Here is a 23,567-nt window from a genome sequence, read left to right as displayed (position 1 = left end):
GCGAATCCGGCCTACTCCACGATTCCTGTACGTTCAATGCCTTCGACGAAATATCGCTGCGCAAACATGTACAGAATGAGCGGAGGCAAAATGATGAGAAAGGCGGCTGCCATTTTGATCGGCTCGTTCACGTCGACGACCACGTTTGTCAGGCCTGAGGAAGACCCGCTCATAAAGTTCAGGTTCGCTTGGAGATGCTCCAGACTGAGCGACAGGGGATAAAAATCCGCGCCCTTCAAGTACAGGGCGGGTTCGAAATAGTCGTTCCAGTGCCAGACGAATGAGAATAGAAATACGATCAGCAGCGCCGGGCGGGAGAGGGGGATCATGATTTTCCAGTAGGTACGAAACGCTCCGGCTCCGTCCATCCTCGCCGACTCCTCCAGTTCCTTGGGCAGCGTGGAGAAAAACTGCCGGAAAATAATGATGAACAGCGAGCCCTTGATCCCCTGTGCCACGATCGCCGGCACGATGAAGGGCAATACCGTATTCAGCCAACCCAGCTTGACGTAAATGACATAGAGCGGAATGACAAGCGTCTGCTGCGGAATCAGAAACGTCAAAATGACGATGGCGAACCAAAACTTTTTGCCCGGAATATGCAGCCGCGCGAAGGCGTACCCCGTGATCCCGCATGCCAGCGTCTGCAGCACGGCGGCCGTCAGTGCGATGAACGACGTGATGCCGAGCGAACGCCAGTATTTCAGGCCGCCGATCGCCTTTTCATAATTCAGCCACTCGAGCGTATTCGGTATCCACCGCACCGACTGATCGAGCAAATCCGGCAGCGTTTTGAGCGAGGTCGACATCATGTAGAGTAGCGGCTTTACGTAGAGCACCGAGACCGAGATCAGAATCGCGATCAGCGCGGCCTTGAATAGCAGACCGTCAACGATCTGCCTGCCGACGAACGCAACCCGCAGTCGCTCCGCAATGTGATGACGCGCCCAATAGCGCCGGACACGATTCAACAGGACCATCAGCTTCACCCCTTCCTCTTGTTAGCCGGCCTGCCGAACCTCGCGAGGATCAGAATCGGCACCAGCGTGATCGCGCAGTAGATCCAGCCCAGCGCGCTGGCATAGCCGTACCCCGTCTCGGCGTCGCTCATGTTTTTGAGGATATGCGCAATGATCGGGTTGAACGGATTGGTTGACTGATCGACGAGGGTGTAAATCAGGTTTAGTGCGATAAACGGCACGATGACCGGAAACGTAATCTTCCAAAACGACTCCCATGGCGTGACACCGTCGATGCGGGCGGCCTCGAACGCCGATTGGGGGATCGTCTGGAACGCGGCCAGAAAAATAATGATCTGGATGCCGCTGCTCCACAAAATGATCACGAATCGCGAGATCACCGACATAATCGTGCTTGCGACGTTCGGCGAGAAAATGCCGTAGATCAGCGCCTCGACATCGTACTGATCCCCGAATGGGATCGCCCCTTGTCCCTGCGAGAACAGCTCCGTAAGCACTTCACCCGTGGCGAAAATAACCGGCAGAAAGAAGATCATGCGGAAAAACATGCGACCGCGGAATTTCTGATTAAGCATAACCGCCACCAGAAGGGAGAAGATGACCGTGATCGGCACGATGAAGAGCAGTTCGCGCAGGAACGACAGCATCTCGATCGGAAATACATTGTCCCGCAAAAACGAATAGCGGTAGTTGCCCCAACCGATCCATTCGTAGGCGAGGCCCGAGCCGTCCTTGGCGATCGATACCTTATTGAAGCTGATATAGACCGAATAGAAGAGCGGGTAGCAGACGAAGCATGCGACGCCGATCAGCCAGGGCGCCAAAAACAAATATCCGCGCAGCGCTTCCCGGCCTCGCTGACGTCTTCTTTTCCTTCGGTGATCCTTGGCGCTCATGGCCAGTCCGGTTGTCGAATTGTCTGTCATGCGCGCCCCTCCTCGACGACCTTGAAGTTCAGTCCGTCCACGACGATGCCATCCGCTTTGAACGGCTGACTGTTGTAGTTAACCCAGATCTTGCGGCCGCCTTCATAGACGGTCTCGTAGACGCCCGCCGCTACTTGGCGATGACCCTCTATAAAGCCGGCCCATACGTCCGTGCTGGCGGTTTGGTAGGCTTCGTATTGTTCGACAATCTGATCCTGAATGAGGGAGAATTGACCGCTGAACATGGAGGCGAAGTTCGTTCGGCCCATATCCCGCGTGTCTCCAGTCATCGCCATGAAGGTGGGCACCGCCCCGTACTCGATATCCCGCAAAAACTCGACGGTCGGGTTCCTCCGCAGATTGCCCGGATTGCTCGAATACGTCGCCAGGCCGTGGATCGCGATCGGGAAAAACGGAATCTGCTCGTCCACGATCAGATCGTAGTTGGAATCCAGCGCCATCCCGCTGAGATGCTCCGCATGGCCCACGCTATATGCGGCCGCGACCGTCTGCGCGCTCCCCAGCTGGGCGGACGCTTGGTCCAGCATGTCCTGCAGCGTGCCGAGCGACGCCTCCCGCGTCGTGTAGCTGTCCGCGCGGTAGTCGCCGAACCCGTGGCTGTAGGTCTGCACATGCACGCCTTCGATGCCCAGCCGCTTTAGCGAAGTCAACGTGCGCTGCCACTTCTTCAGCGCCGCGCTCGGCGTGAGGAAGTAAAAATCGGGAATGTCCGCGTCTCCGTACCAGTCTCCGCCTTGGCTCCAGGAGACCGTCGTGCCGTTGATATTTTTAATCGCCTCGCTGCGCGCCGAGAAGCCGTTGGCTCGCTTGTCCGTGGCGTAGAAAGGCGCGTCGTTCAGCGACAGCGGGATGCCCATCTTGGCGAGCTGCTCACGCAGCTGTCGCAGTCCGCTCTCCCCGCCGAGCTGCTGCTCCACAGGGAAGCGGTCGGGAAGCCTTCCGGGAAAACCGCCGTTGTTCCATCCCGTCAGGCTGACGTTCAGGTTGCGGATGCCGGCCTTGGCCAGGACATCCGCGATGCCGGCGGCATCCTTGAAGGTCGTGCCGACGACCAGCTTTTCCCCCGTCGGAGTCGGTTCGGCCGCGCTCATCACCAGATTGAGCATGAGCGGTGGACTGCCTTGACCGTAGTCCGCGCCGTTTTTTTCCCGGAGCGTAGGCACCTGCTCATGCGTCATGAGATATCGGCGATACTGCTGCGCCATCCCAACATAGTCGGATTTGTCTTTGTCCGTCAGCAGATAGCGGATCTGGACCTCGACGGGCGCCAGTTGCTCCTGGTAGACATTTTTCCAGTTGCCGTCGCCCAGTCCGATCGGCTGGTAATAATAATTGCGCAGCGTAATGCGGGTGTGGACTTCATTGAAAGCGGTGTTGATGCCCGCCGGTGCGGCCAGGATGGAAGTATTGGCCGCGCCGCGTTCAATCACGGCGATGTAGCTGTCCGTACCCCGGTTCAGGCCGAAAACCGGAAAGGCGATATCCGTGCGATTCTCGTAGGCGCCGACGCTCCAGACAGCCGGATCGTAGCCGTACACCGGGAAGGCATACGACGCAAGCTGGCTGCTGTAGGTCCGATTGAACCGGATCAGCCCGCCCGGGCCGTCCGGCACGAACAGATAGCCCTCCGGACCGTTCGGCGATGCGCCGAAAAACGGAAGCAGCTCCAAACTGACGAGTCGCTTGGTTCCTTTCTCCCGGACGCCTTCTTCGGGCAGGCGGACGACGAGCTCGCCTTGCTCGACGGTGTACTCCACATAAAAGGAAAAGCCGAGCTTGTCCATCGAATAGAGCACGCCAACTCCGCGATCGAGCGCGACCCATTCTACTTTTGCCTCCTGATCGACCGTATTCGTGACCTTCTCGTTGGATTGCCCTTCGTCCAGGTAGCGGAACAGGATGGGGGAGAGGAGGTTGGTCGCCCAGATGCCCTTGGCGTTCGCTTGCGCGAGCTCCTTTTCGCCCGGATTACCGAGCCAGAGCGCGCCCGTGCGCGTATTCTCCAGCGCAATCTGCCCGCGTGCAGGCTCCAGCCACAGCGCCGTACCGGTCTGTTCAGCCACCCGGTACCACGTTCTCCCGCCGATCTCGCGGCTCTCGCCAGAAGGCTGCCGCTGTCCGACCTGCAGCGACTCTACGAACGCTTGAGCTTTGCCCGAATCATAAGTTCCGATTCCCTTGTGCCGGCCTTCCGAGGTGAGCGCCAGCAGCGCGACGGCAGCGGCGGCGACCGCGAGCGTTATCCCTGCGGCTCTCATGCGGCGCAGCCCGCGCAGGCTGCCGCGAACGATTTTCTTAAACACGGGCCCACACCTCCTGCCCCAGATCGACGAAGAAGTCGACCGCTTGATAGACCAGTCCGATCAGCACGAAGCCGAACAGCCAGATGCAACCCATCGTAAACAGAGAGACGGCTGCCATTTGAATCGCTTCCTTGAGATTATAGTTTTGTACGGCCTGCGTTCCGATGAAGAAGAGCAGCAGCATCCAGATCTGGATGCCCGTAATCGCCGATGTATACAGGACGCTCTCTTGCAGCGTCAGTACATTCGACAGCAGCTTGATCGGCAGCGTCAGCACGAGATAGGGCACAAGCGCGTAGGCGTTGACGACAAACACGTTGCGGAAGGTGCCTTCCCCTTTCATCACCGAGCCGATCAGATAGCTGGCCAGCACCCACAGCATCCAAGGGACGAAGTACGAGACCGCCTCCGACTTCAGGCTGATATCTACAAAATCCTGCTTCGCAAAGATAAAGCCGACAGCCCATTCTCCGGCGATGCGAATAAGATAACCCGCCACGACGAGCGCGGCCGCATACAGATAAGGAGCAGACCGGTTTTCGGCGATCTCGTCCATGACCTGGACAGGCTTGCGCAGCACGAGTCCCGTCAAGCGGAATGCGGTTCCCCAGCGTCCCGTGAATCGCCGGCGCCGGGGTTCGGAAGACGGTGCCGCGCTCGCGCGCTTGCGCCGAATCAGTCTGAACGCATACCAGACGGCAAGCAGTACGAAGAGCCCCGTCATCGTACGGCCGAATTCCCGCATCAATACTTCCATACGCAACTGCCAATACGATTCCGAATACCCGGTCTTGTCGTTGGCCATCTCAAAGTGGCGTATCGCCTGCTCATACTGCCCCGCGTCATACTCGGCCTTGGCGATTCCCTGATAGGACCGGTCGTACATGCTGTCCAGCTTCAGGATTTCCTGCCAGGTTGTCCGGCTTTTCTCGTACTCGCCGCGCGTATACATCGACACCGCGGAATGGACGAGGCTTCCGAACGCCGTCCGGTCCAGCACCTGGATATTGTTAAGCTCCCCGTCGGCGACGAGGATTTGTCCGCGGCTGTTGACTGCTACGCTGGTTGCCCGCTTGAAGAGACCCATCTGCTGGGTGCTCGTGGCCGCGTTTCCGAAGCGGAACAGCAGTTGGCCGTCCGGATCGTACTGATAGATTCTGCCGGCGGCCGCCTCGATCACCGTAATGATCCCGTCTGCGTCGACAGCTGCGTCCTGCATTGAAAAGCGGTCCAGCGGACCCAGCCACGGCGCGAAGTTGCGGCCGCCCAGCAGGTCGATCCCGCCGTAGTTCAGCTTTTTCAGCTGGCCGCTCTTCAAATCTCTATTGAGCGTGTAGATGAAGCCGCGACCGTCGACGGTCATATTCGTGATGGCGCCAGGCAGATTGGCCGCCTCCGCCTTCAGCTGCTCTTCGGTATAGTACTTTCTCTTGATGCGCGTCATCCAATCCGACTGTACCTTGTTGGCGCCGTAGAAGCCCGAGAAAAGGCCGTCCGGGTCCAGTTGCAGCATCCCCTGATAGCCGCCCTTGGTCACGATGTACATATAGCCCCGGGCATCGATGATGACCTTGGAAGGAATGTAGGTGAAGGTGGAAGGGATCAGCTCGGACTGGGGGGCGGCGAATTCCTTGACGTAATTCCCGTCCTTGTCGAACACGGCGATTCTGCGGCTTCCCGAATCCGCAACGTAGATCTCGCCTCCTGCGGTCACGAATACGCCTTCGGGACGGCGAAGCTTTTCCTTCGGATTGCGAGCCTGTTCGTCTTCCCCTTCCGCGAGGGCCGCCGGAATCGTCCGGACCACGCGGCCGTCCGGGTCCAACTGGACGATGCGGTTGTTGCCCGTATCGGCAACGTATAATTCGTCCGCGGCAGTGACGAACAGGTCTTCAGGGTCGTTGAACCCGTTCCATACTTCGCGAGGCACGTAGGCGTCCGGGGTTAGAATACGCTGTCCGTTCGCGTCGCTGGAGATCGTGGAATAAGGCAGGCTCGCTTCGGCCGTACCCCATGGCACCAGGGCAAGGATTAACAACAGCAGCGCTGCGCGCCGCAATAGCTTTTTCGATATGCAGCTCGACGTGGTTCCCACGCAAGTCCTCCCCCCAATCACTTGATGCCCGAGTGAGCCATCGTCATCAGCACCTGGCGCTGAAACAACAGAAAGATCAATAAGTTAGGCAAAAACAGCATCAGACCGGCCGCCGCCGCGACGCCTTGCCCGACAACGCTGTTCCCCAATCCTCCGGTCAGCGTCGCCACGTAGTACGGCAGCGTCTTGAGCGACTCGACCTGCGTGTAATAGTTGGACGTCTCCGTCTGGGACCACGACATTTGGAACGCAAGAATGGCGACCGTCGCCACGGCGGGCATACAGACCGGCAGGACGATACGGTAAAAAATTTTCCACTCCCGGGCACCGTCGATCTTGGCAGCTTCGAGGAGCGCGTCCGGCACCTGGTCGATGAATTGACGCATCAGGAACACGCCGACGGGCATCGCGACGAGCGGCCAGATATGGGCGGCATACGTATTCATGATCCCAAGCTCGGAGACGAGAATGAAACGAGGGATCACGACTGCCTCCGGGGCGAACATCAGTGATACGATAATGAGGCCGAAGAAAGCGCGCATGCCCGGGAACCGATGCTTTGAAAACGCATAGGCCGCCATCGCGCTGATCAGCACGGCGACCAGCACGGTGACGCCGGTCGTGAACACGCTGTTGAAAAAGTAGCGCGAAAATGGAATGGACATTTTCTGAGCGTTCAGGAACAGCTGCCGGAAGTTGAACATCGTCGGATGCTCGGCCAAAAAGCGCGGCGGATAAATAAACAGTTCGTTGATCGGCTTGAATGCATGGTTGACGATGAATACGAGCGGCAGCAGCATGAACAGCGCGAGCAGCGTCAATCCGATGAAGGCGACGATCAGGAAGGGGTCCGGCTTCGGCAATCTGAGCAGCTTCCATACACGTTGCACGGCTATTCGTCCCCCTTGCTGCCGAATATTCGCATCGAAAATTTGGATGCCCCGTACATCACTGCCAGCAGAATGACGCTCAGCGCGGCAGCATATCCGATCTCGTAACGAATGAAAGCAAAGTCGTCGATATGGTTGATGATCAGATGGCCGGAATATTGCGGCGTGATCTTCTGTCCCGTTGACTGCGCCAGCATCGCGCCGATCATGCCGGCCTTCAAAGTCCCCACGACGGCCATGATGGCTCCGAACAGCATCTGCGGCTTGATCGCCGGAATGATGATATAGAAGATCTCCTGCAGCCGGTTTGAGATGCCGTCGATGGCGCCCGCCTCAAGCATCTCTTCGTTGACCGTCTGCAGGCCGGCCAGCATGGCGAGAAAGCCGACCCCCATGCTGGACCACAGCGAGATGACGATCATCACGTTCATGAACCATCTCGGATCCTTGAGCCACAGCTGCGGCGTGTCGATGATGCCGAACGACAGCAGCAAATTGTTCAGATAGCCCACGCGGTCTCCGCTGAACAGCACGACCCATACGACCACCATCGCGACGCCTCCTGCGAGCGAAGGCGCGTAGATGGCCAGCGTGAAGTAATCCCTGATTTTCTTCGGCAGTTGGTTGATGAGCCAGGCGAGGAAAAAGGACAGCGCGTAGCCGCCGGGGCCGACGATGATCGCGAACTTGAACGTATTGGGAATCGCGTATTGAAGGAAGATCCAGTCCTGCGACACGATCGCCAGATAGTTGTCCCAGCCGCTAAATCGCGGTGCGGACACCGCATTGAAAGTGAAGAAGGACAGGACGATCGCAGCCACGACGGGAATCACGATAAAAATGATGAAGCTGATCATGAAGGGAGCGATGAACAGGTACGACACGCGATGCTTCCACAGGGAAGCGAGCCACCCCGTCCAACGGCTTGGCGCGCTGTCCGCCCCCGGCGTCTGCGAACCTTCGGCAGTTTTTAATCTCATGTTCGCCGTTACTCCTCCTGATGTTCGTTTAGCGGCAGCACATCCAGCGTGCGGACGATGCGGGCCTCCCGGTTGCGCAGCCCGAATTCGATCTGCTTGCGCACCATCTCGCGGTTGATCTCGTCGACGGCCTTTCTGAGCGCCTCGCGGGCGTTTTTCCTGCTGCCGACGACATCGATCCAGGCGAAGTCCATCTGCCTGCCTGTGAAGTAGCCACCGGGGAGTTGAGGAATCTCCTGATACCAGCCCAGTTGCTCCAGCATGACCGGCAGTTGATCCTTCGGCCAGGGCAGCTGTCTGAACGCTTGCTGGTTTGCGGTGTTCCAGCGGTATTCGGGTCCGTACATCGCTTCGATTTCATTGCCGAATCGCGTCTGCGTCTGCGCCGATACCCACCACTGCAGGAACGCCCAGGCGTGCTCCTGCTTCTGCGACGCCTTGAAGATAACGCCCGCGAACAGCGCGCCGCCGGACCATCTCGCAATCTTGCCGTCGCTCTGTGCGGTGCCCGGAATCGTGGCGACCTTCCACTTGCCCGTCAGTTCCGGCGCGCCGAACTGGATCTGCAGATACGTGTTGTAGTCGACCACGCCGATCGGGATGTCTCCCATGCGGAAGTGGGTATAGAAGCTGGGCACTTCCTTGGGCAGCTGGTACAGATTAAACATGTCCGTCCACTGCTGGAAACCCTTGAACGCAGCCTCAGTGCCGAGTGCGGACTGCATTCCGTCGTCGGTATAGTAGCTGCCCCCGTTCTGCAAAATGAAGGGAGAGTAGTCGCTTGGCGGCAAGTAGAAGTCGTAGCCGTTCTGCTGGAGAGACGGCAGTACCTTGACCAGATCGTCCCAGGTCCGCGGAGGCTCGATTCCGAGGGAATCCAGAATGTCCGTCCGATAGACCAGGAGGTTGAACGACTGCGTCTCCGGCAGGCCGTAATCGTCTTGATCGTAGTGGAGCGCCCGCAGCGCGCCCGGGAGGAACTGTGACGCCGTCTCTGCGTAGCCCGGGAATGCATTCAGCTTGGTCAGCGCGCCTCGAGTCGCCAGATCGACGGGCAGCGTCTGGTCTACGCCTAACGCTACGTCGGGCTGAATGCCGGCAATATTGCCGAGCACGAACAGTTGCGGATCGGGCACGATATTGACGTTGACTGCGATGCCCGTCTTGGCGGTGAAGTCCTCGTCCGCCAGCTGCTGAATCAGGTTGACATAATCCCGGCTGCGATTCACCCACACGTCGATGGCCTTCGGATTGTTGCGGCGGAAATCGTAATCGACGGTGAAGCTCGTGAAGAAGCCCTTCAGGCTGTGGCCGATACTGTCCAAAAAGCCGGGGGCGGCCTTCGGCAGCTTCGCGCCGGGCTCGGCGACCCAGAAGTAATCCAGCAGCAGCGGCTGATCCAGCATCCGGTAGGCCCAGAACCCCAGGTTTTGCCTCAGATTGGTGAAGTCGGCCAGGCTGCCCGGAATGTCTCGCGGATTGCTTTTCATCCGGATGAAGTCGCGTACGGCCAGTCGGATTGCGCTCTCCATCTCGGAGCTGCCGGTCGTCAGCGACCGCATCTCGTCGGCCAGATCGTTCAGCTGTTCGATGATGTTCGACAGTTGATCGCCCAGATCCGGTATGTACTTTTCCAGCTGCCAGTCGCGGTTGACGTCGGCGTTGGCGCCGGATCGCTCAAAGTTCCCCGTGACCTTGCGGATCTTCTGCTCGAGCGTCCCCGCCAGGTCGATCCCGGCGAGCAGGCGATCATAGGCGCCTTTGACCGGAGCTGCGGTAACGGTCATGCGCAGCCGATGCGCGCCCTTGGTCAAGTAGATGTCATAGGGCGCATCCTGTTCGTCGGACAGTGTCATCCCGCTCCAGCTCCACTTGGTGTTGTAAGGGAATGCCGCTCGGCGCAGCTCGGCGAACGGGGAGGTGCCGTCGATCTCAATCGTCCGGTGAGCGTATGAATTGTTGATATAGGCCTGCAAAAACTTGAATCCAATATGATAGACGCCGTCATGGGGAACCTCGAAGTCCCATTCGATCCACTCGCCGCTGCTTCGGAACTGCTCGCCGCCGATCGTGTTGTATCGGACTGAGCCATCGGTCGGCGGCGAGATCAGCGAGGCGTCGATCGACTGCAGCGTGAGCGAGGTGTTCGACTTGGCGGCCGAATGTTCCGCTTCATATATGGAGATCCAGTCGCCTTCCGTCGTGTCCGCCGGCATCGCGGCCTTGTAGGCCTGGTAGTCCGGCGTTCGAATTGGAGCGGCGATATAGAGAGACTTCAGCGTTATCGGTTCACGGTCCGACAGGAGACGAATCGTATGCTTGCCTGCCGTGAGCCGCCACAGCAGCGGCTCCGTATCCGCCGAGTAGTCGGTTAGCAGCGCGTCCTGCCAATCCTTCCGCTCCACCGAACGGGGACGGATATCGTTGTCGAACTCATCGCGCAGCGGTGGATAGGCTTCATCCGCAAACTGCCGCTTCAATACGATACGTTCAGCCTCCGCGTACGGAGAGGCGCCGTCGATCTCCAGCTTGCGCACGATATCCAGCCCGCTGTCGTTGGCGGACGCATAGACCAGTCCGATATTGTATAGCCCGTCCTGCGCGACATTGATTTCCCATTCCGCCCAGTCTTCCGTCTCGCTCTCCGACCAGATCAGCTGGTCGCCCGCAACCTGAAACGCCGCTTCGCTCGAGACGTTCGCATAGTGAACGGCCGACACCTCCACCCGGTCCAGATCGCTCCGCGCCTGGTCCACGGGCTGTGTGTCGAGCCATTCCGCATAGGTGGTGACGCCGTCGTTGATGAGGGCGGGGCGGGCTTCTGTCTCTTTATTCACCGTCTCGGCGATCGCGGCGCCGGAAGCGGTCCCGACCAGCGCCATGAGCAGCAGCGCGGCTGCGGGCAGCATCCGTCTCTTCAGCTTCCCGACGTCTACCATATGGCCGCCTCCGTGTCAGGATCGAAAAAGTGCACGCGCTCCATATCCGGCGCCACCGTCACCGCCTGGCCCTCTTCGTAGGCCATTCGGGGATCGACGCGCACGACCAGCCGATGCTCCTTGTTGTGCAGATACAGATAGACGTCCGAGCCCATATGCTCCTTGATGGTCACTGCGGCATCGAGCCGCGCGTCTCGATGCCGCTCCTGCTCCAGATCCTCCAGCCGGTACAGGATATCTTCGGCGCGCACGCCCATGACGATCTTCTTGCCCGCATACTTCGCCGCCAGCGCGTCGCTTCGGCTGCCGGGGATGCGCAACGAATAGCGCCGCGTCTCGAAGAGGCAGCCTTCCCGGTCCGCCCTAATGGTGCCGGAGACGAAGTTCATGGGCGGCGATCCGATGAAGCCCGCCACGAACATGTTGGCCGGCTTGTCATAGATCTCCTGGGGAGATGCGGCTTGCTGAATCAGGCCGCCCTTCATCACCACGATTCGCGTGCCCATGGTCATCGCTTCGACCTGATCGTGGGTCACATAGATCATCGTCGTTTTAAGCCTTCTGTACAGCTTGCCGATTTCTTCCCGCATTTGCACGCGCAGCTTCGCGTCCAGATTGGAGAGAGGCTCGTCCATCAGGAAGACCTCGGGTTCCCGCACGATCGCGCGCCCCAGCGCAACGCGCTGCCGCTGACCGCCCGACATCTGGCCGGGGAGCTTGTTCAGGAGCGCTTCGATCTCCAGAATTTTGGCTGCGCGAACGACGCGCTCCTGGATTTCTGCTTTGGGCATTCGGCGGAGACGCAAGCCGAACGCGATATTTTCGTATACGTTCATGTGCGGATACAGCGCATAGTTCTGGAACACCATGGAGATATTGCGGTCCTTGGACGATACGTAATTCACCAGGCGGTCGCCGATATAAATCTCGCCGTCGCTGATGTCCTCCAGCCCGGCCAGCATCCGCAGAAGCGTAGACTTTCCGCAGCCGGACGGCCCGACCAGTACGAGAAACTCCCCGTCCGCGACTTCCAGATGAAAGTCGTTTACGGACAGGCGGTGTTCCCCGGGGTATTGTTTGCTGACATGCTGAAACAAGACTCTGGCCATATGTGATCCCCCCATCGATGCAGGCCCGGCTGACCGAAAGCCCCGGGAAAAGGACACCGGGGCTTCAGGACGAACGAGCTGGTTCTACTTGCTCAATTCTTCGTTAACCTTTTGCATGGCCGCAGGGAAATAGTCGAATGCGGATATTTCCTCCGTATATCCTTTGTCCCCGGCCCAGGCATTGACCGCCTCGCTCACTTTTTCCCCGCCCTTCATCGTAATGGCAGGATCGATCTCGCCGATCTTCGACGCCGTGATCAACGCTTCTTTATTGATGTTTGCGTATACCGGCAGCTGGTTGAAGTAGTCCGTTAGCTCTTGGTTTGGCGTGTTGAGCAGCGTGCCGCCGGCATCCATGACGAGCTTTTGTCCTTCGACCGTCGCCGTCCAGAACTTCATGAATTCCCAGGCCATTTCCTTGTGCTTCGACGCTTTGGTCATCATCATCGGATTGATGAAGGACATGCCGACTTGCTTGGCGGTTCCCTTCGGCATCGGAGCGATATCCCAATCGAATTTCAACTGGTCCTTGTAGGTCGGGATCAGCGGCGATACGTGCAGCATGAACAGGGATTGGCCGTTCATCCAGGTGTCGCCCTCTACGCCCGCCTCGGCGGCGCGCTTCGTATTCAGCATGATGCCGTCCTTGGTGACCCAGTCCAGCATCCACTGCAGATCGTCCAGCACGTCTTGATTCGAGCCGTCCGCCAGATTTTTCGTGAAGTCTTCGTTCATCATCCGATTCTTGGGCGCGTGTCCGTTCGCATTCGGCAGCGTGGTCGCCCCATACTGGAACCACAGGACGGTATTTGCGATGCCGTAGTCCTTCTCGGCCGGATTGGTCGCCGCTTTCGCCATCTCCTTCAGCTCTTCCCACGTCCAATCGTTGGCAGGAGCCTCGAGACCGTACTTCTTCAACAGGTCCTTGTTGTAATAGACCAGGAAAGTATCGTTGCCGCGAGAGAGCGCATACTGTTTGCCGTCCACCTGGAAGGGCTCGAGAATGCCGGGGTTGAATTCGTAGGCCTGAAATTCCTTGTCCTGCGCTATGTAAGGCGTAAGGTCTTCCGTAATTCCCTGCGCCACATAGTCATAGAACGTCGCGCCCCAGAAGACGTCGATCGGATTGTCTCCGGCGATGGATTCCGTCACCGCCTGCATCATATTGTCGTTGACAAAATTCCACTCGACCGTCACCCAAGGATACTTTTTCTCGAATTCTCTGGCGATTTTGGTGAATGCTTCGTTTTCGGCCGGTACCCAGGCTGCGAAGCGAAGCGTGACCGGCGTCTGATCCAGCTCTTTGGTCGCTTTAGGAGACGCGGACGCAGCGTCGCTCGCGCTCGGTTGCGTCGAAGCGGTCGGCGATGAGGACGAATTGCCGTTGTTGTTGCTGCAAGCCGCAACTGCAGATGCGAACATCATGACGAGCGCCATCCGAAAAATGGGTTTGAAGCCTACGATTTTTTTCATGCGGTAACCCCCCTAATGTTATTTGGAGCAGGCATAGCTCTTAACAAATCGCGGCAAGCTTGAGATTAAGCTCAGATGCGCCCCCTTAACCAACAAGATCAAAAGTATTTAGTATACAAAGCGTATGATACAACACTGTAAACGGTTTATCAATGCATTTTCCAAGAAAATTAAAATTAATGTATACAAAATAATTATTTAGATTATTTATCTTCAAGTGTTTTTAGTTGATTATGCTAGATGTGAAGCGGTTCTTTTTAATGTTGCACAGCTTAAAACGGTAACGTATACTAATGTTCAAATGGAGTGATCGTGAAATGAAGAAGCAAGAAAAAAAACCGCTTTATCAACAAATCGCACATGATTTGAAAGCTAAAATCTTGCGGGGGGATATGAAGCCCGAAGAGCCTGTGCCCACGCAAATGGAACTGTCAAAATTTTATAACATCAGCGAGATTACCTCGCGAAGGGCTTTATCCGAGCTTGTGCAGGAAGATTTGATTTATCGTGTCCGGGGCAAGGGGACCTTCGTAAAGAGACGGGCCTTTCAAGACGAGGCTGCCGATCGCGCTGGCGCGGTTCGGCGAATTTACTGCATCTATTACAACGTTGAGCTGTCCTTTTTTATGCACAAATTTTACAGCGATCTGCTGATCGGCTTGCAGGCGGAGTGCGAGCAGAACGGAATTGCGTTCTATACGCATAAGCTCGATCACGACCTGGAATTGCCGAAGGACGAGCAAGCCGGATTCGTGCTTATTACGCCGGCGGAGATCCCGATGGACAAGCTGCGCAGTTGGAGAGAAGAGAACCGCAGGCTCGTCACCGTGCATTTTTACTACCCGCATTTGAATATTCCATACGTCATTATGGACAATTTGACTGGCGGTTATCTGGCCACGGAGCATCTGTTGTCGCTTGGCCATCGGCGAATCGGCATTATTCTGACCGCCTACGCGCAGAATCATCTGAATCAGGAGTTCTCGCTGCGTCTGGAAGGATACCGGTTGGCGCTCTCCCAACACGGGATCCATTTCGATCCGGACCTGGTGTGCATTGTTGAAGGGAAGGAAGAGCTGGAGGAGATGGGGGCGCAGGGATTTCATCAGCTTATGGAACTGGAGCAGCCGCCTACCGCCATCTTTGCGACCAGCGACTACAAAGCGCACGGCGCGATCCGCGCTGCCGGCGCCCGCGGCCTAGCGATTCCGGGAGACATCAGCATCGTCGGTTACGACGACATTCTGATCAGCAGATTTTCGAACCCCGGCCTGACGACGGTCAACCAGAATACCGAGCTGCTGGGCAAACGGGCGACCAAGCTGCTGCTGTCCGAATGGCGGGAGGACGGTTCAGGCAACATTAAAGACGAGATCGTGCCCAAGCTCGTTGTCAGACACAGCACCGGCCCCATGATCGCCCCCTGATTAAATAAGCTTGTTCAACGCAGCGGCGCCGCAATCTCGTCCGGAATCCGGATAGAGGCGCGGCGTTTTTTATTCAATTCGTTAATATATAAAATATACATTGACTTTCCCGGTCATTTGTATTTAGATTTCTATGTATACTTAATTTATTATTTTATACAATGGAGGAGTATCGATGAAAAGAAAGATTCTAAGCATCGCTGCATTGTTCATTTCCATTCAGTTCGCGGCAAGCATTTCGCATCCGGTCGACCCCGTAGCGGAAGCATCCAGTACGGTTGCTTCATCCCGTATCTTTCAGATGAGTCATGCCAACGGCACAATCAAGTTCGATCCCAATTATGGCGGCGCAATTGTAAGCGCAACCAACAAAGATCATGAGATGGTGGACAGTACGGATTACGGCCGTTTGTGGCAGATGGCCATCGGCATCGGAAACGATCCGACCCAAGCCAGCTCCAACGGCGTACAGAAAAACCGGATCAAAGTTTACGGAGACAACGCCAGCGCAATCTACCAGTATTACGGAGAAGAATTGCAGGCGACCTCAACGCGTTACCATGTCGCCTTGCATGCGCCGCTATGGATTGCGCAGATCGCGCAGGAAAGCATCCCCGAACTCAGCGTTTCCGGCAACCTCACGAATCCTGCCTTTAACGTATTTCGTGCGACGGGTACGACGACGGCGTGGCCGAATATGACCAACGTTCCATCCAACATAACGAAGTACCAATTTTACGACGGGAAGGTCGCCGTGAAGGCGGAAGGCAAGGTGACGGCCGCGAATACCCCGGACAACTGGTTCGGCGTCCAGTTCAGGCAGACCGGGTCCGGCGACAGTATCAACCAATCCGGTTACTTGGCCCTGCTCCGGTACGACGGCACGCTCGACTTGTTGAAAGCATCCTCAACCGGACCGCAGCTGCTGGGAAGGGTGAACACGGGGCTTGCTGTCCTGAATCAGACCTACCAGATCGAAGTACGCACGTCCGGATCGAATCTGCAAGTCTGGCTTGACGACGTCAAAAAAATCGATGTAACCGATGCCGCATACAACGGCAACTACGCGGCCATTGTGAACTTTAACAACAATGTGGACTGGCGCAATCTCGGCTTCTACGATATGGGCATTCAATTCGACAGCGATACGGTATACGATCCGGTCACCAATCTGTTCTCGATGACGACGAAGGTCAACAACTTCTCGAGTGCAATCCGACCGATCGACGGCGACTTTGTACAGATGCCTATCTTCTTCATGAACCGCCCTGGCGATCCGACGCTGAACAAGCTGTATTACCGCACGACGCCTACAGGAAGCTGGACGAACTATGCGGGGCCTGACCGCCATTGGAAAATGGACCCTTCTCAGGCCAACTACGCCTATGAGTTCCTGATCGGCAACGATCAGAATCCGGGTTATTCCCTTGTGTTCCGAAGCTTGTCCACGGGTGCGCACGATCAATACCGTCTTGTCGATAATGCCGAGGTGTACGCCATGATTATCGAAAACGATGTCAATGGCGGCGGCACTCCGCCATATGTGGCTACCTTGGGTACGACCAACCCGGCACGAAGCATCACGACTTCGTTCTATTTGTTCTAGACAGCGCGTAATAAGCGAATCGTGCCGATGCCAGCGCCGGCTTCAGCGTTCCGCCTCCGCCTCCGCATGCGTGACGCGATTGCGCCCGCCGCTCTTGGAGGCGTAAAGCGCATGGTCCGCCCGGTTGACCAAGGTCTCGTCGGTATCGCCGGGGGAGATCGTCGCCGCGCCCACGCTGATCGTGATGCGAAGCCCTTCCCAGGAGGCGGCTTCTACGCCGGCGCGGTATCGCTCGGCGGCATCGATGACGCCCGTCCGGTCAGCGCCGGGCATGAGCACGACGAATTCCTCTCCGCCGTAGCGGGCGGCGATGTCGGCCGGGCCCGCCTCCGAGCGGAGAAGCGCGGCCAGGCTCGAGAGCACCAGATCGCCGACCGGGTGCCCGTAGGTGTCGTTGATCTTTTTGAAGTGGTCGATGTCCAGAATGAGCAGCGAAAAAGGCTGTTCATTTTGTGCGTAGGCTTCCTGCAGCGTCGCCAGACTTTCCTTGAAAAAGCGGCGGTTGCGAAGACCGGTGAGCGGGTCCGTCGATGCGAGGGCCTCCAGCTGCGCGTTAAGGCGAAGCAGCTCCTGCTGCTTCGCCTCGTATTCGGCATGCAGAAGCTCCAGCCGCACGTTCGCTTCCTGCGTGGCCTGATAGAGCGCTTCAAGCTGCGTTTTCGTCCTCAGAATATCCTTCTCGTGCTCGATGCGCTTGTTCATCTCCAGCGCGACGCAGTCGATGAAGAGCTCGCCCCCGCGCTCCAGCCGCACGCCGTTCATGAGTACGGGGAGATCCCTGCCGTCCTTGGTCCGCAAGGCGAGATACATCTCTTTGACATGTCCGTACAGTTGTATGTAGGGATAGAAGTAAGTATGGAAAAAAAGCCTGTTGGCGAGCGACAGGATCGACTCGATGTGCCGGTCCGCCAGCTCCAAGCTTTGATATCCGAGCATATTCAGCAGTGTCTCGTTGGCCGACCGAAGCAGCAGGCCTTCGGCGGTAATCGAAAAGTAGCCGCAAGGGGCATGATTAAGTTGTGCGTCCAGTTCCATCAAACTGCCTTTCTCCGGGGCCTATGCGTCGGCCAAATATTGTCGGATGAGGAATGTCGTCTCTTCTGGATGACTGAGGTGAGGGTAGTGTCCTTTGGCGTTCATCAGCCGGAGCGTACTGTTGTTGAGGTGGGCATGCAGATAATTGCCGACCTCGATCGGGGCGATGCTGTCCTCGGCGCATTGCAGAATCAGGGACGGGACGGGCGCGCGATCGAGCTCGCTGCGGCAGTCCGACAGGAACGTGACTTCCGCAAATTGCCTCGCGATATGCGGGTCCTTGGAGCAGAAGCTGCGCTCAAGCTCTTCGGCCAGCTCTTCGCGGTCCTGGTTCTGCATCGCGATCGGCGCCATGTAGCTGGCCCAGCCGATGAAGTTCATCTCCATCATGCCCAGCAAATCCTGAATTTCGTTCGCATCGAAGCCGCCGAAGTAATCGGGCGCATCGTTCACGTACCGGGGAGAGGCGCCGATCATCACGATTCGCTCGAACCGGCTGCCGTCGCGTATGGAAGCGAGCAGGCCGATCATGCTGCTGACGGAGTGGCCGACAAAGATCGCATCCTGCAGCTCGAGCGCATCCAGAATCTCGTTGACGTCCTGGGCGTACCCGCTCAGGTCATTGTACTTGCCGGCGTCGTAATATTGAATCTGCGATCGGCCGGAGCCGACGTGATCGAACAGGACGACGCGGTAATCCGTCTCGAAGCCCGGCACGATATAGCGCCACATGTCCTGGTCGCAGCCGAAGCCGTGCGCGAACACGATCGGCTGTTCTCCTTTGCCCAGCACTCTCACGTTGTTTCTTGCAAGAACGTCTATTGTCATGGCCGAACCCTCTCCGCGGAATCAAATTCAGACAAAATTCGATTTAATTCGATACGATATTTAAATTATGCCTATTATAGCCGATCGAGGGCGAGGACGCGACGATTGTTCGCGTTTTTAAGCTGCTCGCCGTACAAATAGGGCCGTAAGGGCTACCTTTCGGCAGCCCTTACCGACCCGAGTCATTCCCCGTATCAGATGCGACGCTAGAACATTTTTTTGAAAGAGCCGATCAGCTCTCCAGCCTTGTCCGTGGTCAGCTTGGCCTGGATCCCCGCGATCATCGCGTTCACTTGGTCTTCCGGCAGATTGACGCCGACCACCGTCTCGATCGCGGCAGCCGGATTTCTTTTGAAGTTTTCCGAAAAGTCCTTGTCGCTCTTGATCTTGTTGACGATGTCGCCGACTTTGCGTTTGATATCCATCCGTATCCTCCTCCTCCTTGTGGATTCGTCAGTTTCGCCCGCTACTGTTTATCTAAACCGAATGGCAGGCTGGCGAAGCATATTGAAGGATAACGAGGAAACATGCCAGAGAAATAGTTTTAACGAAATCGTAGTTAATTTTTCCTATTTTAGTGGCGATATTTTCGACAAAATCCGATACTATGGATACAAACCTGCAGATTCGGATCGCAACTGCGATAAGGAGTTACCTTCATGAAGCGCATGCCCGCCCTGAAGCTTGCCGTCGCGCTGTCCCTGGTCTTCGCGCTCGTTGTCCTGTCGGCATGCGACGGACGCTCCGGCAAGAGGGGCGGAGGCACGCCGTCGGCTGCACCGACCGTCGGGACTTTCCCGGATCCGGCCGCGGAAAAGACAGTGAACGTCGGCGTCACGTATGCGCCAAGCGATATCAATCCGCTGTCGCCGGTCGGCCTCGTGTCCGCTTATGTCGCCGGATTGCTTTTTCCGCCTTTGGTGGAGATTGACGCGGACCTGAGATACAAGCCGATGCTTGCGGATTCGATCGAGACGGCGGACAACCGGACGTTCAGGGTCAAGCTGAACGAGGCGGCAAAATGGACCGACGGCGAGTCCGTCACGGCCGACGACGTGATTTTCACGCTGAAGCTGATGGCGAACGCGATTGTCGCCTCCAATTGTGCGTATATGTTCGCGATTCTCGAAGGACTCGGACCTTCGGGGTTTCTGCCGGACGGGGAGTCGGATATCTCCGGCGTTCGCAAGATCGACGATCGCACGGTGGAAATGAAAACCAAGGAGCCGACGACGCTCGCGGCATTCGAAGATACGATAGGCCGCAATCTTCGGACGCTCCCGCGCAGCGCGCTGGAGGGCATCGCGCCGCAGGACGTGAACGAAAACCGCTTTATGCGGGAGCCGAACGTGACGTCGGGCCCGTTCAAGCTCGGGCGGTACGAGCCGGACCGATTCGTAGGACTGGTCGCGAACAAAGATTACTTCCGCGGAGCGCCGGCGTTGGACGGGCTTAACTTCAAGGTGCTGCCGGGGGCTGCGCTTGCAGATGCCCTGGAGCGCGGAGAGATCGACATGAACATTCCGTCCGCGGGCGTCATTCCGGCCAAAGACTACGGGCGGATTCGAAAGATGCGTGGCGTTACGACGGTCGGGGGACAGCCGCTGACGACCGCCTTTATGTACGTGAACGAAAAATCCGTGCCCGACGTCAAACAACGCAGGGCAATCTCGCTTGCGATCGACCGCCGCAAGCTCGTAGACAAGCTGCTGGGCGGGGCCGGGGAGGTCGTGGACGGCTACTTCAGCAGCGTCAGTCCGTATCGCAACGAGGCCGTGAAGCCTGCAGCCTACGATCCGGCGAAGGCGAAGCGCCTGCTCAAGGAAGCGGGCTGGAACGGACGGAAGGCGCTGACGCTGACGACGCCGTCAGGCGACGACGCGATCCGGCAAGCGGCGTACAGCGTAGCGCAGAATCTCGGCAAGGTGGGCGTCAAGGTCAACGTAAAGATTGCCGAGCCGGGCGACGTGTCGGACAAGCTCCTTAAACAGGACTTCGACCTGGCCCTTCTGACCGTGACGATGAAGCCGGTTAATCCGCTGCCGGATCTCGCGTACTTCCTCGGCGCGAGCAATCCGAACGGCTACAAAAACGAAAAGGTGAACGAGCTGCTGGCTGCGTTGGCAGCTGAGGTCGACGAGACGAAGATTAAGACGCTGTACCACGAGCTCCAGGTTATCCTTGCCGAGGACATGCCGATGCCGGCGCTGTATGCGGCCAAGGCGCTGGGCGCGGTGAACGGACGCGTCATCGGCGCGACGCCCAAGGACTTGGGCATGTTCATCAACGTGCAGGAGTGGAAGCTGCGCTGACGCTTAGCCTCTCCGCAGCCGCGCGATCTCCGCGAAGAGGGCGGCGACGCCTTCGTCGATCCGCTCGTCGGCGATCTGCGAAATGCTGAGCTGCAGCAGGGGACGCTTGGGGAACGAAGGCAGAAAGCTCGCGTCGGCGTCCCGCAGCTCGATTTTCCTTTTGGCCAGACGGTCGATCAGCGTCTTTGTGCGCAGCGTAGGCGGAAGCTCGATGTGTGTATGCATGCCGGCCTCCGGCCGAAGATGACGTATGTCCTGCGTGTCGTTGCATGCATCGAGCGCCCGGACCAGCCGCAGCATGCGATGGCGGTACGAATCCGAGATTTTGCGTTTGCGCCGCGCGAACATGCCGCTCTGAATATAGATCTCGAGAGCCGCCTGCGACAGCATGGAGCTGTCGATGTCCGTGAAGCGTTTGAAGCGGCTGAAAGCGGCTTGCAGCTCGGGCGGCAGCACCGCGACGCCGACGCGGAGACCGGGGAACAGAATTTTGGAATAGCTCTTCAAATAAACGACGTGCGATGCGCCGTAAGCGTGAATCGGATCGGCTTTCGGATCGGTCTCGAGATCGGCGAGGAAGTCGTCCTCCACGACGATGACATCGTAACGCATGGCCAGGGCGGCAATCGCTTTTTTCGTATCGGTCCCGTAGGAGGTGCCGAGCGGATTTTGGAACCGCGGGATCGTATAGAAAAACTTGATCTCGCCGACACGGAACAGCGTCTCCAGCTCGTCGAGGTCGATACCCCGCTCCGTTCTCGCGATTCCTTGGACGGGGACGCCGAAGAGCGCGAGCATTTCCAGCAAAATCGTGTACGTCGGCTGCTCCACCAGCACCGTTCGCCTGCCCGAAGGAAACGGCATATGCGCAAGAATCGACAGCGCCTGCTGGACGCCGGAAGTTACGGTGATCCGCTCTGCCGGGGCGAACACCTGATAGGCGGCCAGATGCTTGCTCAACACCTGCAGCAAGGATGGAAGTCCCTGCGGCGTGCCGTAGGTAAACAGATGATTGCGGTACCGGTCGATCGCCTTGTTGATGCAATGCTGGAAGTCCAGATAGGGGAACACCTCGGGATCCGGCGCGACGGACGCGAAGTTCCATCCCGCGTTGGCCGAGGTCGAAGCCTCCGCCTGTTTTTGCGTCACCGCGTAATAGCCGCTCTGGGGGACGGAGTAGAGCCGGTGGCGCTTCTCCAATTCGGCATAGGCGCGAATGACGGTGCTTTTGCTGCATGCATAGGCGTCGGACGCTTCGCGGACGGACGGCAGCTTCTGACCGCCGCGGATGCGTCCGTCTTCGAGCTTAAGCTCGATGTCGTGGATGACCTCTTCATACTTCATCATGCTTCAACCGCTCCTCCGGCAGCGATCTGTACCGGTACAGATCGCTGATGTATCGATGGCGACAGCGCGTTCAATGGCTTATGCTGAGAGCATGAAGCCGGCCGGCTCCGCACTCGCAGCAAGGGGAGGAAGAGGCATGACCCATACGCCCTCAACCGTCAAAAGCACCGCCGCCATTTATACGTTGGCTCTATTATACGCGATCGTCATCGGATTTTCCTTTATGTTCACCAAGCTCGCCTTGCGTCACGCCGATCCGTTCGACATGCTCGCTTACCGCTTCTTCCTGTCGTTCGCGCTGCTTGCGATCCCGGTGCGGGCGGGCTGGATACGGATGCCGCAAAAGCAGAAGGGTCGGCGGCGCCTTCCGCTTCTGCTCGTCAGCCTGGTTTATCCGACCGCCTTCTTCGGCTTCCAGTCGGTAGGACTCGATGCCGCGACGACCTCGGGCGCCGGCATCCTCTCGGCGAGCTCGCCGATCTTCGCGCTGCTGCTGGGCGCGCTCCTCCTGAAGGAGCGGGCGAGCAAGCTGCAGCTGCTGTCCGTCCTCGTATCGGTCTTCGGCCTCGCGTTCATGACGGGAATCTCGGGGGACGCGCTGCGGGGGACGAGCGCCGTCGGCGGGGGACTGATTCTTCTGTCGGCGGTCGCGCTGGCGCTATACGGCGTGATGGCCCGTGGACTGCGCACTTCATACTCGGCCTTGGAGCTGAGCTATGCGATGATGCGGACCGGCTGCTATTTTTTCGTCGCGTTCGCGCTTGTTCGCCACTTGATGCAAGGCACGACGTCCGCGCTGCTCGCGCCGGCGTCCGAGCCGGGCTTCTGGCTGCCGCTGCTCTATATCGCCATCATGTCCTCGCTCGTCTCGTCCTGGCTGTCGAACTTCGCGCTCTCCCGCATCGAAGCCTTCAAGGTGAGCCTGTTCGTCAACCTGGGCAACCTCGTCTCTATCTTGTCAGGCGTCCTGATTATGGGCGACGCATGGAGCGCCTCGCAGACGATCGGCACGATATGCATGCTGGCCGGCGTGATCGGCGCGAACTATCGGGGCGGGAAACGCGCTGCGGTTGATCGGGGCGAGCCGAGCGGCAGCAAAAACGAGGTTTCGCACGCCGAAGCGTTGCCGGAAGTCTCAGACCGGAATAAATCTGCCTTCCTGCCGGCAGACTCGCGAACGCCTTGATCTAACACGGTGCGGCCACGGTACGGCCGGCGACTGTGGTCTCTAACATGGCGCAAGTTTGCCGTCCTATCTCGAGGCAAGACATTCTTAATCGTCGGAGGTCGATCGAA

17 protein-coding genes are annotated in these 23,567 nt (G+C 58.1%); 4 read left to right on the top strand and 13 right to left on the bottom strand.

Annotated features, from left to right (window positions below; genetic code table 11):
• Positions 1-11: 11 nt before the first annotated feature.
• The 9 genes from KB449_RS29040 to KB449_RS29000 form a co-directional block, all read right to left on the bottom strand.
• Positions 12-980: a carbohydrate ABC transporter permease gene (locus KB449_RS29040; RefSeq protein WP_282912933.1), complete on the bottom strand. Its 969-nt coding sequence runs from the start codon at positions 978-980 to the stop codon at positions 12-14.
• Between the two features lie 5 nt (positions 981-985).
• Positions 986-1,906: a carbohydrate ABC transporter permease gene (locus KB449_RS29035; protein ID WP_282911686.1), complete on the bottom strand. Its 921-nt coding sequence runs from the start codon at positions 1,904-1,906 to the stop codon at positions 986-988.
• Positions 1,903-4,230, bottom strand: coding sequence for a DUF5696 domain-containing protein (locus KB449_RS29030; protein WP_282911685.1), 2,328 nt, complete (start codon positions 4,228-4,230; stop codon positions 1,903-1,905). Before KB449_RS29030 ends, KB449_RS29035 begins: the two co-directional genes overlap by 4 nt.
• Positions 4,223-6,325, bottom strand: coding sequence for a YIP1 family protein (locus KB449_RS29025; protein WP_282911684.1), 2,103 nt, complete (start codon positions 6,323-6,325; stop codon positions 4,223-4,225). The genes KB449_RS29030 and KB449_RS29025 overlap by 8 nt, the downstream gene beginning before the upstream one ends.
• Before the next feature lie 17 nt (positions 6,326-6,342).
• Entirely contained in the window at positions 6,343-7,215 is an 873-nt protein-coding gene (locus KB449_RS29020; RefSeq protein WP_282911683.1) for a carbohydrate ABC transporter permease, read from the bottom strand.
• A 2-nt stretch (positions 7,216-7,217) separates the two neighbouring features.
• Positions 7,218-8,195 (bottom strand): carbohydrate ABC transporter permease, encoded by a 978-nt coding sequence (locus KB449_RS29015; RefSeq protein ID WP_282911682.1) that lies wholly within the window; start codon positions 8,193-8,195, stop codon positions 7,218-7,220.
• 8 nt (positions 8,196-8,203) lie between these two features.
• On the bottom strand, positions 8,204-11,134 hold the full coding sequence (locus KB449_RS29010; RefSeq protein WP_282911681.1) for an extracellular solute-binding protein: 2,931 nt from the start codon (positions 11,132-11,134) through the stop codon (positions 8,204-8,206).
• Entirely contained in the window at positions 11,128-12,243 is a 1,116-nt protein-coding gene (locus KB449_RS29005) for an ABC transporter ATP-binding protein (RefSeq protein WP_282911680.1), read from the bottom strand. Before KB449_RS29005 ends, KB449_RS29010 begins: the two co-directional genes overlap by 7 nt.
• An 84-nt stretch (positions 12,244-12,327) precedes the next feature.
• Positions 12,328-13,716 (bottom strand): ABC transporter substrate-binding protein, encoded by a 1,389-nt coding sequence (locus KB449_RS29000; RefSeq protein ID WP_282911679.1) that lies wholly within the window; start codon positions 13,714-13,716, stop codon positions 12,328-12,330.
• A 293-nt stretch (positions 13,717-14,009) separates the two neighbouring features.
• Here KB449_RS29000 and KB449_RS28995 point away from each other — a divergent pair, with 293 nt between their 5' ends.
• Entirely contained in the window at positions 14,010-15,143 is a 1,134-nt protein-coding gene (locus KB449_RS28995; RefSeq protein WP_282911678.1) for a GntR family transcriptional regulator, read from the top strand.
• A gap of 175 nt (positions 15,144-15,318) precedes the next feature.
• Positions 15,319-16,749, top strand: coding sequence for a hypothetical protein (locus KB449_RS28990; protein WP_282911677.1), 1,431 nt, complete (start codon positions 15,319-15,321; stop codon positions 16,747-16,749).
• 42 nt (positions 16,750-16,791) lie between these two features.
• Here the strand turns inward: KB449_RS28990 and KB449_RS28985 are convergent, their stop codons facing one another.
• The 3 genes from KB449_RS28985 to KB449_RS28975 form a co-directional block, all read right to left on the bottom strand.
• Positions 16,792-17,778 carry a sensor domain-containing diguanylate cyclase gene (locus tag KB449_RS28985; RefSeq protein WP_282912932.1) on the bottom strand — a complete coding sequence of 329 codons (987 nt, stop codon included), beginning with the start codon at positions 17,776-17,778 and terminating at the stop codon, positions 16,792-16,794.
• Positions 17,779-17,805: 27 nt separating this feature from the next.
• Positions 17,806-18,612 (bottom strand): alpha/beta fold hydrolase, encoded by an 807-nt coding sequence (locus KB449_RS28980; RefSeq protein ID WP_282911676.1) that lies wholly within the window; start codon positions 18,610-18,612, stop codon positions 17,806-17,808.
• A gap of 206 nt (positions 18,613-18,818) precedes the next feature.
• The gene (locus KB449_RS28975; protein ID WP_282911675.1) at positions 18,819-19,037 is read right to left on the bottom strand and encodes a hypothetical protein; all 219 of its coding nucleotides are present in this window, start codon (positions 19,035-19,037) and stop codon (positions 18,819-18,821) included.
• A gap of 234 nt (positions 19,038-19,271) precedes the next feature.
• Here KB449_RS28975 and KB449_RS28970 point away from each other — a divergent pair, with 234 nt between their 5' ends.
• Positions 19,272-20,924, top strand: a complete 1,653-nt coding sequence (locus KB449_RS28970) for an ABC transporter substrate-binding protein (RefSeq protein ID WP_282911674.1) — start codon at positions 19,272-19,274, stop codon at positions 20,922-20,924.
• Between the two features lie 3 nt (positions 20,925-20,927).
• On the opposite strand, the gene KB449_RS28965 is transcribed toward KB449_RS28970, so the two are convergent.
• Positions 20,928-22,271, bottom strand: coding sequence for an aminotransferase-like domain-containing protein (locus KB449_RS28965; protein ID WP_282911673.1), 1,344 nt, complete (start codon positions 22,269-22,271; stop codon positions 20,928-20,930).
• A 136-nt stretch (positions 22,272-22,407) separates the two neighbouring features.
• Between KB449_RS28965 and KB449_RS28960 the strand changes: the two genes are divergently transcribed.
• Entirely contained in the window at positions 22,408-23,457 is a 1,050-nt protein-coding gene (locus KB449_RS28960; RefSeq protein WP_282911672.1) for a DMT family transporter, read from the top strand.
• The last annotated feature ends 110 nt before the right edge of the window (positions 23,458-23,567 follow it).

Source organism: Cohnella hashimotonis, from assembly GCF_030014955.1.
Lineage (GTDB): Bacteria > Bacillota > Bacilli > Paenibacillales > Paenibacillaceae > Cohnella > Cohnella hashimotonis.
This window is presented reverse-complemented; position numbering and strand designations above follow the sequence as displayed.

Excerpts from the sequence above, each read along its gene's own strand:
- KB449_RS29040 (WP_282912933.1), bottom strand. The coding sequence starts at position 980 with ATGGTCCTGTTGAATCGTGTCCGGCGCTATTGGGCGCGTCATCACATT.
- KB449_RS29035 (WP_282911686.1), bottom strand. The coding sequence starts at position 1,906 with ATGACAGACAATTCGACAACCGGACTGGCCATGAGCGCCAAGGATCAC.
- KB449_RS29015 (WP_282911682.1), bottom strand. The coding sequence starts at position 8,195 with ATGAGATTAAAAACTGCCGAAGGTTCGCAGACGCCGGGGGCGGACAGC.
- KB449_RS29010 (WP_282911681.1), bottom strand. The coding sequence starts at position 11,134 with ATGGTAGACGTCGGGAAGCTGAAGAGACGGATGCTGCCCGCAGCCGCG.
- KB449_RS29005 (WP_282911680.1), bottom strand. The coding sequence starts at position 12,243 with ATGGCCAGAGTCTTGTTTCAGCATGTCAGCAAACAATACCCCGGGGAA.
- KB449_RS29000 (WP_282911679.1), bottom strand. The coding sequence starts at position 13,716 with ATGAAAAAAATCGTAGGCTTCAAACCCATTTTTCGGATGGCGCTCGTC.
- KB449_RS28995 (WP_282911678.1), top strand. The coding sequence starts at position 14,010 with ATGTTCAAATGGAGTGATCGTGAAATGAAGAAGCAAGAAAAAAAACCG.
- KB449_RS28990 (WP_282911677.1), top strand. The coding sequence starts at position 15,319 with ATGAAAAGAAAGATTCTAAGCATCGCTGCATTGTTCATTTCCATTCAG.
- KB449_RS28980 (WP_282911676.1), bottom strand. The coding sequence starts at position 18,612 with ATGACAATAGACGTTCTTGCAAGAAACAACGTGAGAGTGCTGGGCAAA.
- KB449_RS28975 (WP_282911675.1), bottom strand. The coding sequence starts at position 19,037 with ATGGATATCAAACGCAAAGTCGGCGACATCGTCAACAAGATCAAGAGC.
- KB449_RS28970 (WP_282911674.1), top strand. The coding sequence starts at position 19,272 with ATGAAGCGCATGCCCGCCCTGAAGCTTGCCGTCGCGCTGTCCCTGGTC.
- KB449_RS28965 (WP_282911673.1), bottom strand. The coding sequence starts at position 22,271 with ATGATGAAGTATGAAGAGGTCATCCACGACATCGAGCTTAAGCTCGAA.
- KB449_RS28960 (WP_282911672.1), top strand. The coding sequence starts at position 22,408 with ATGACCCATACGCCCTCAACCGTCAAAAGCACCGCCGCCATTTATACG.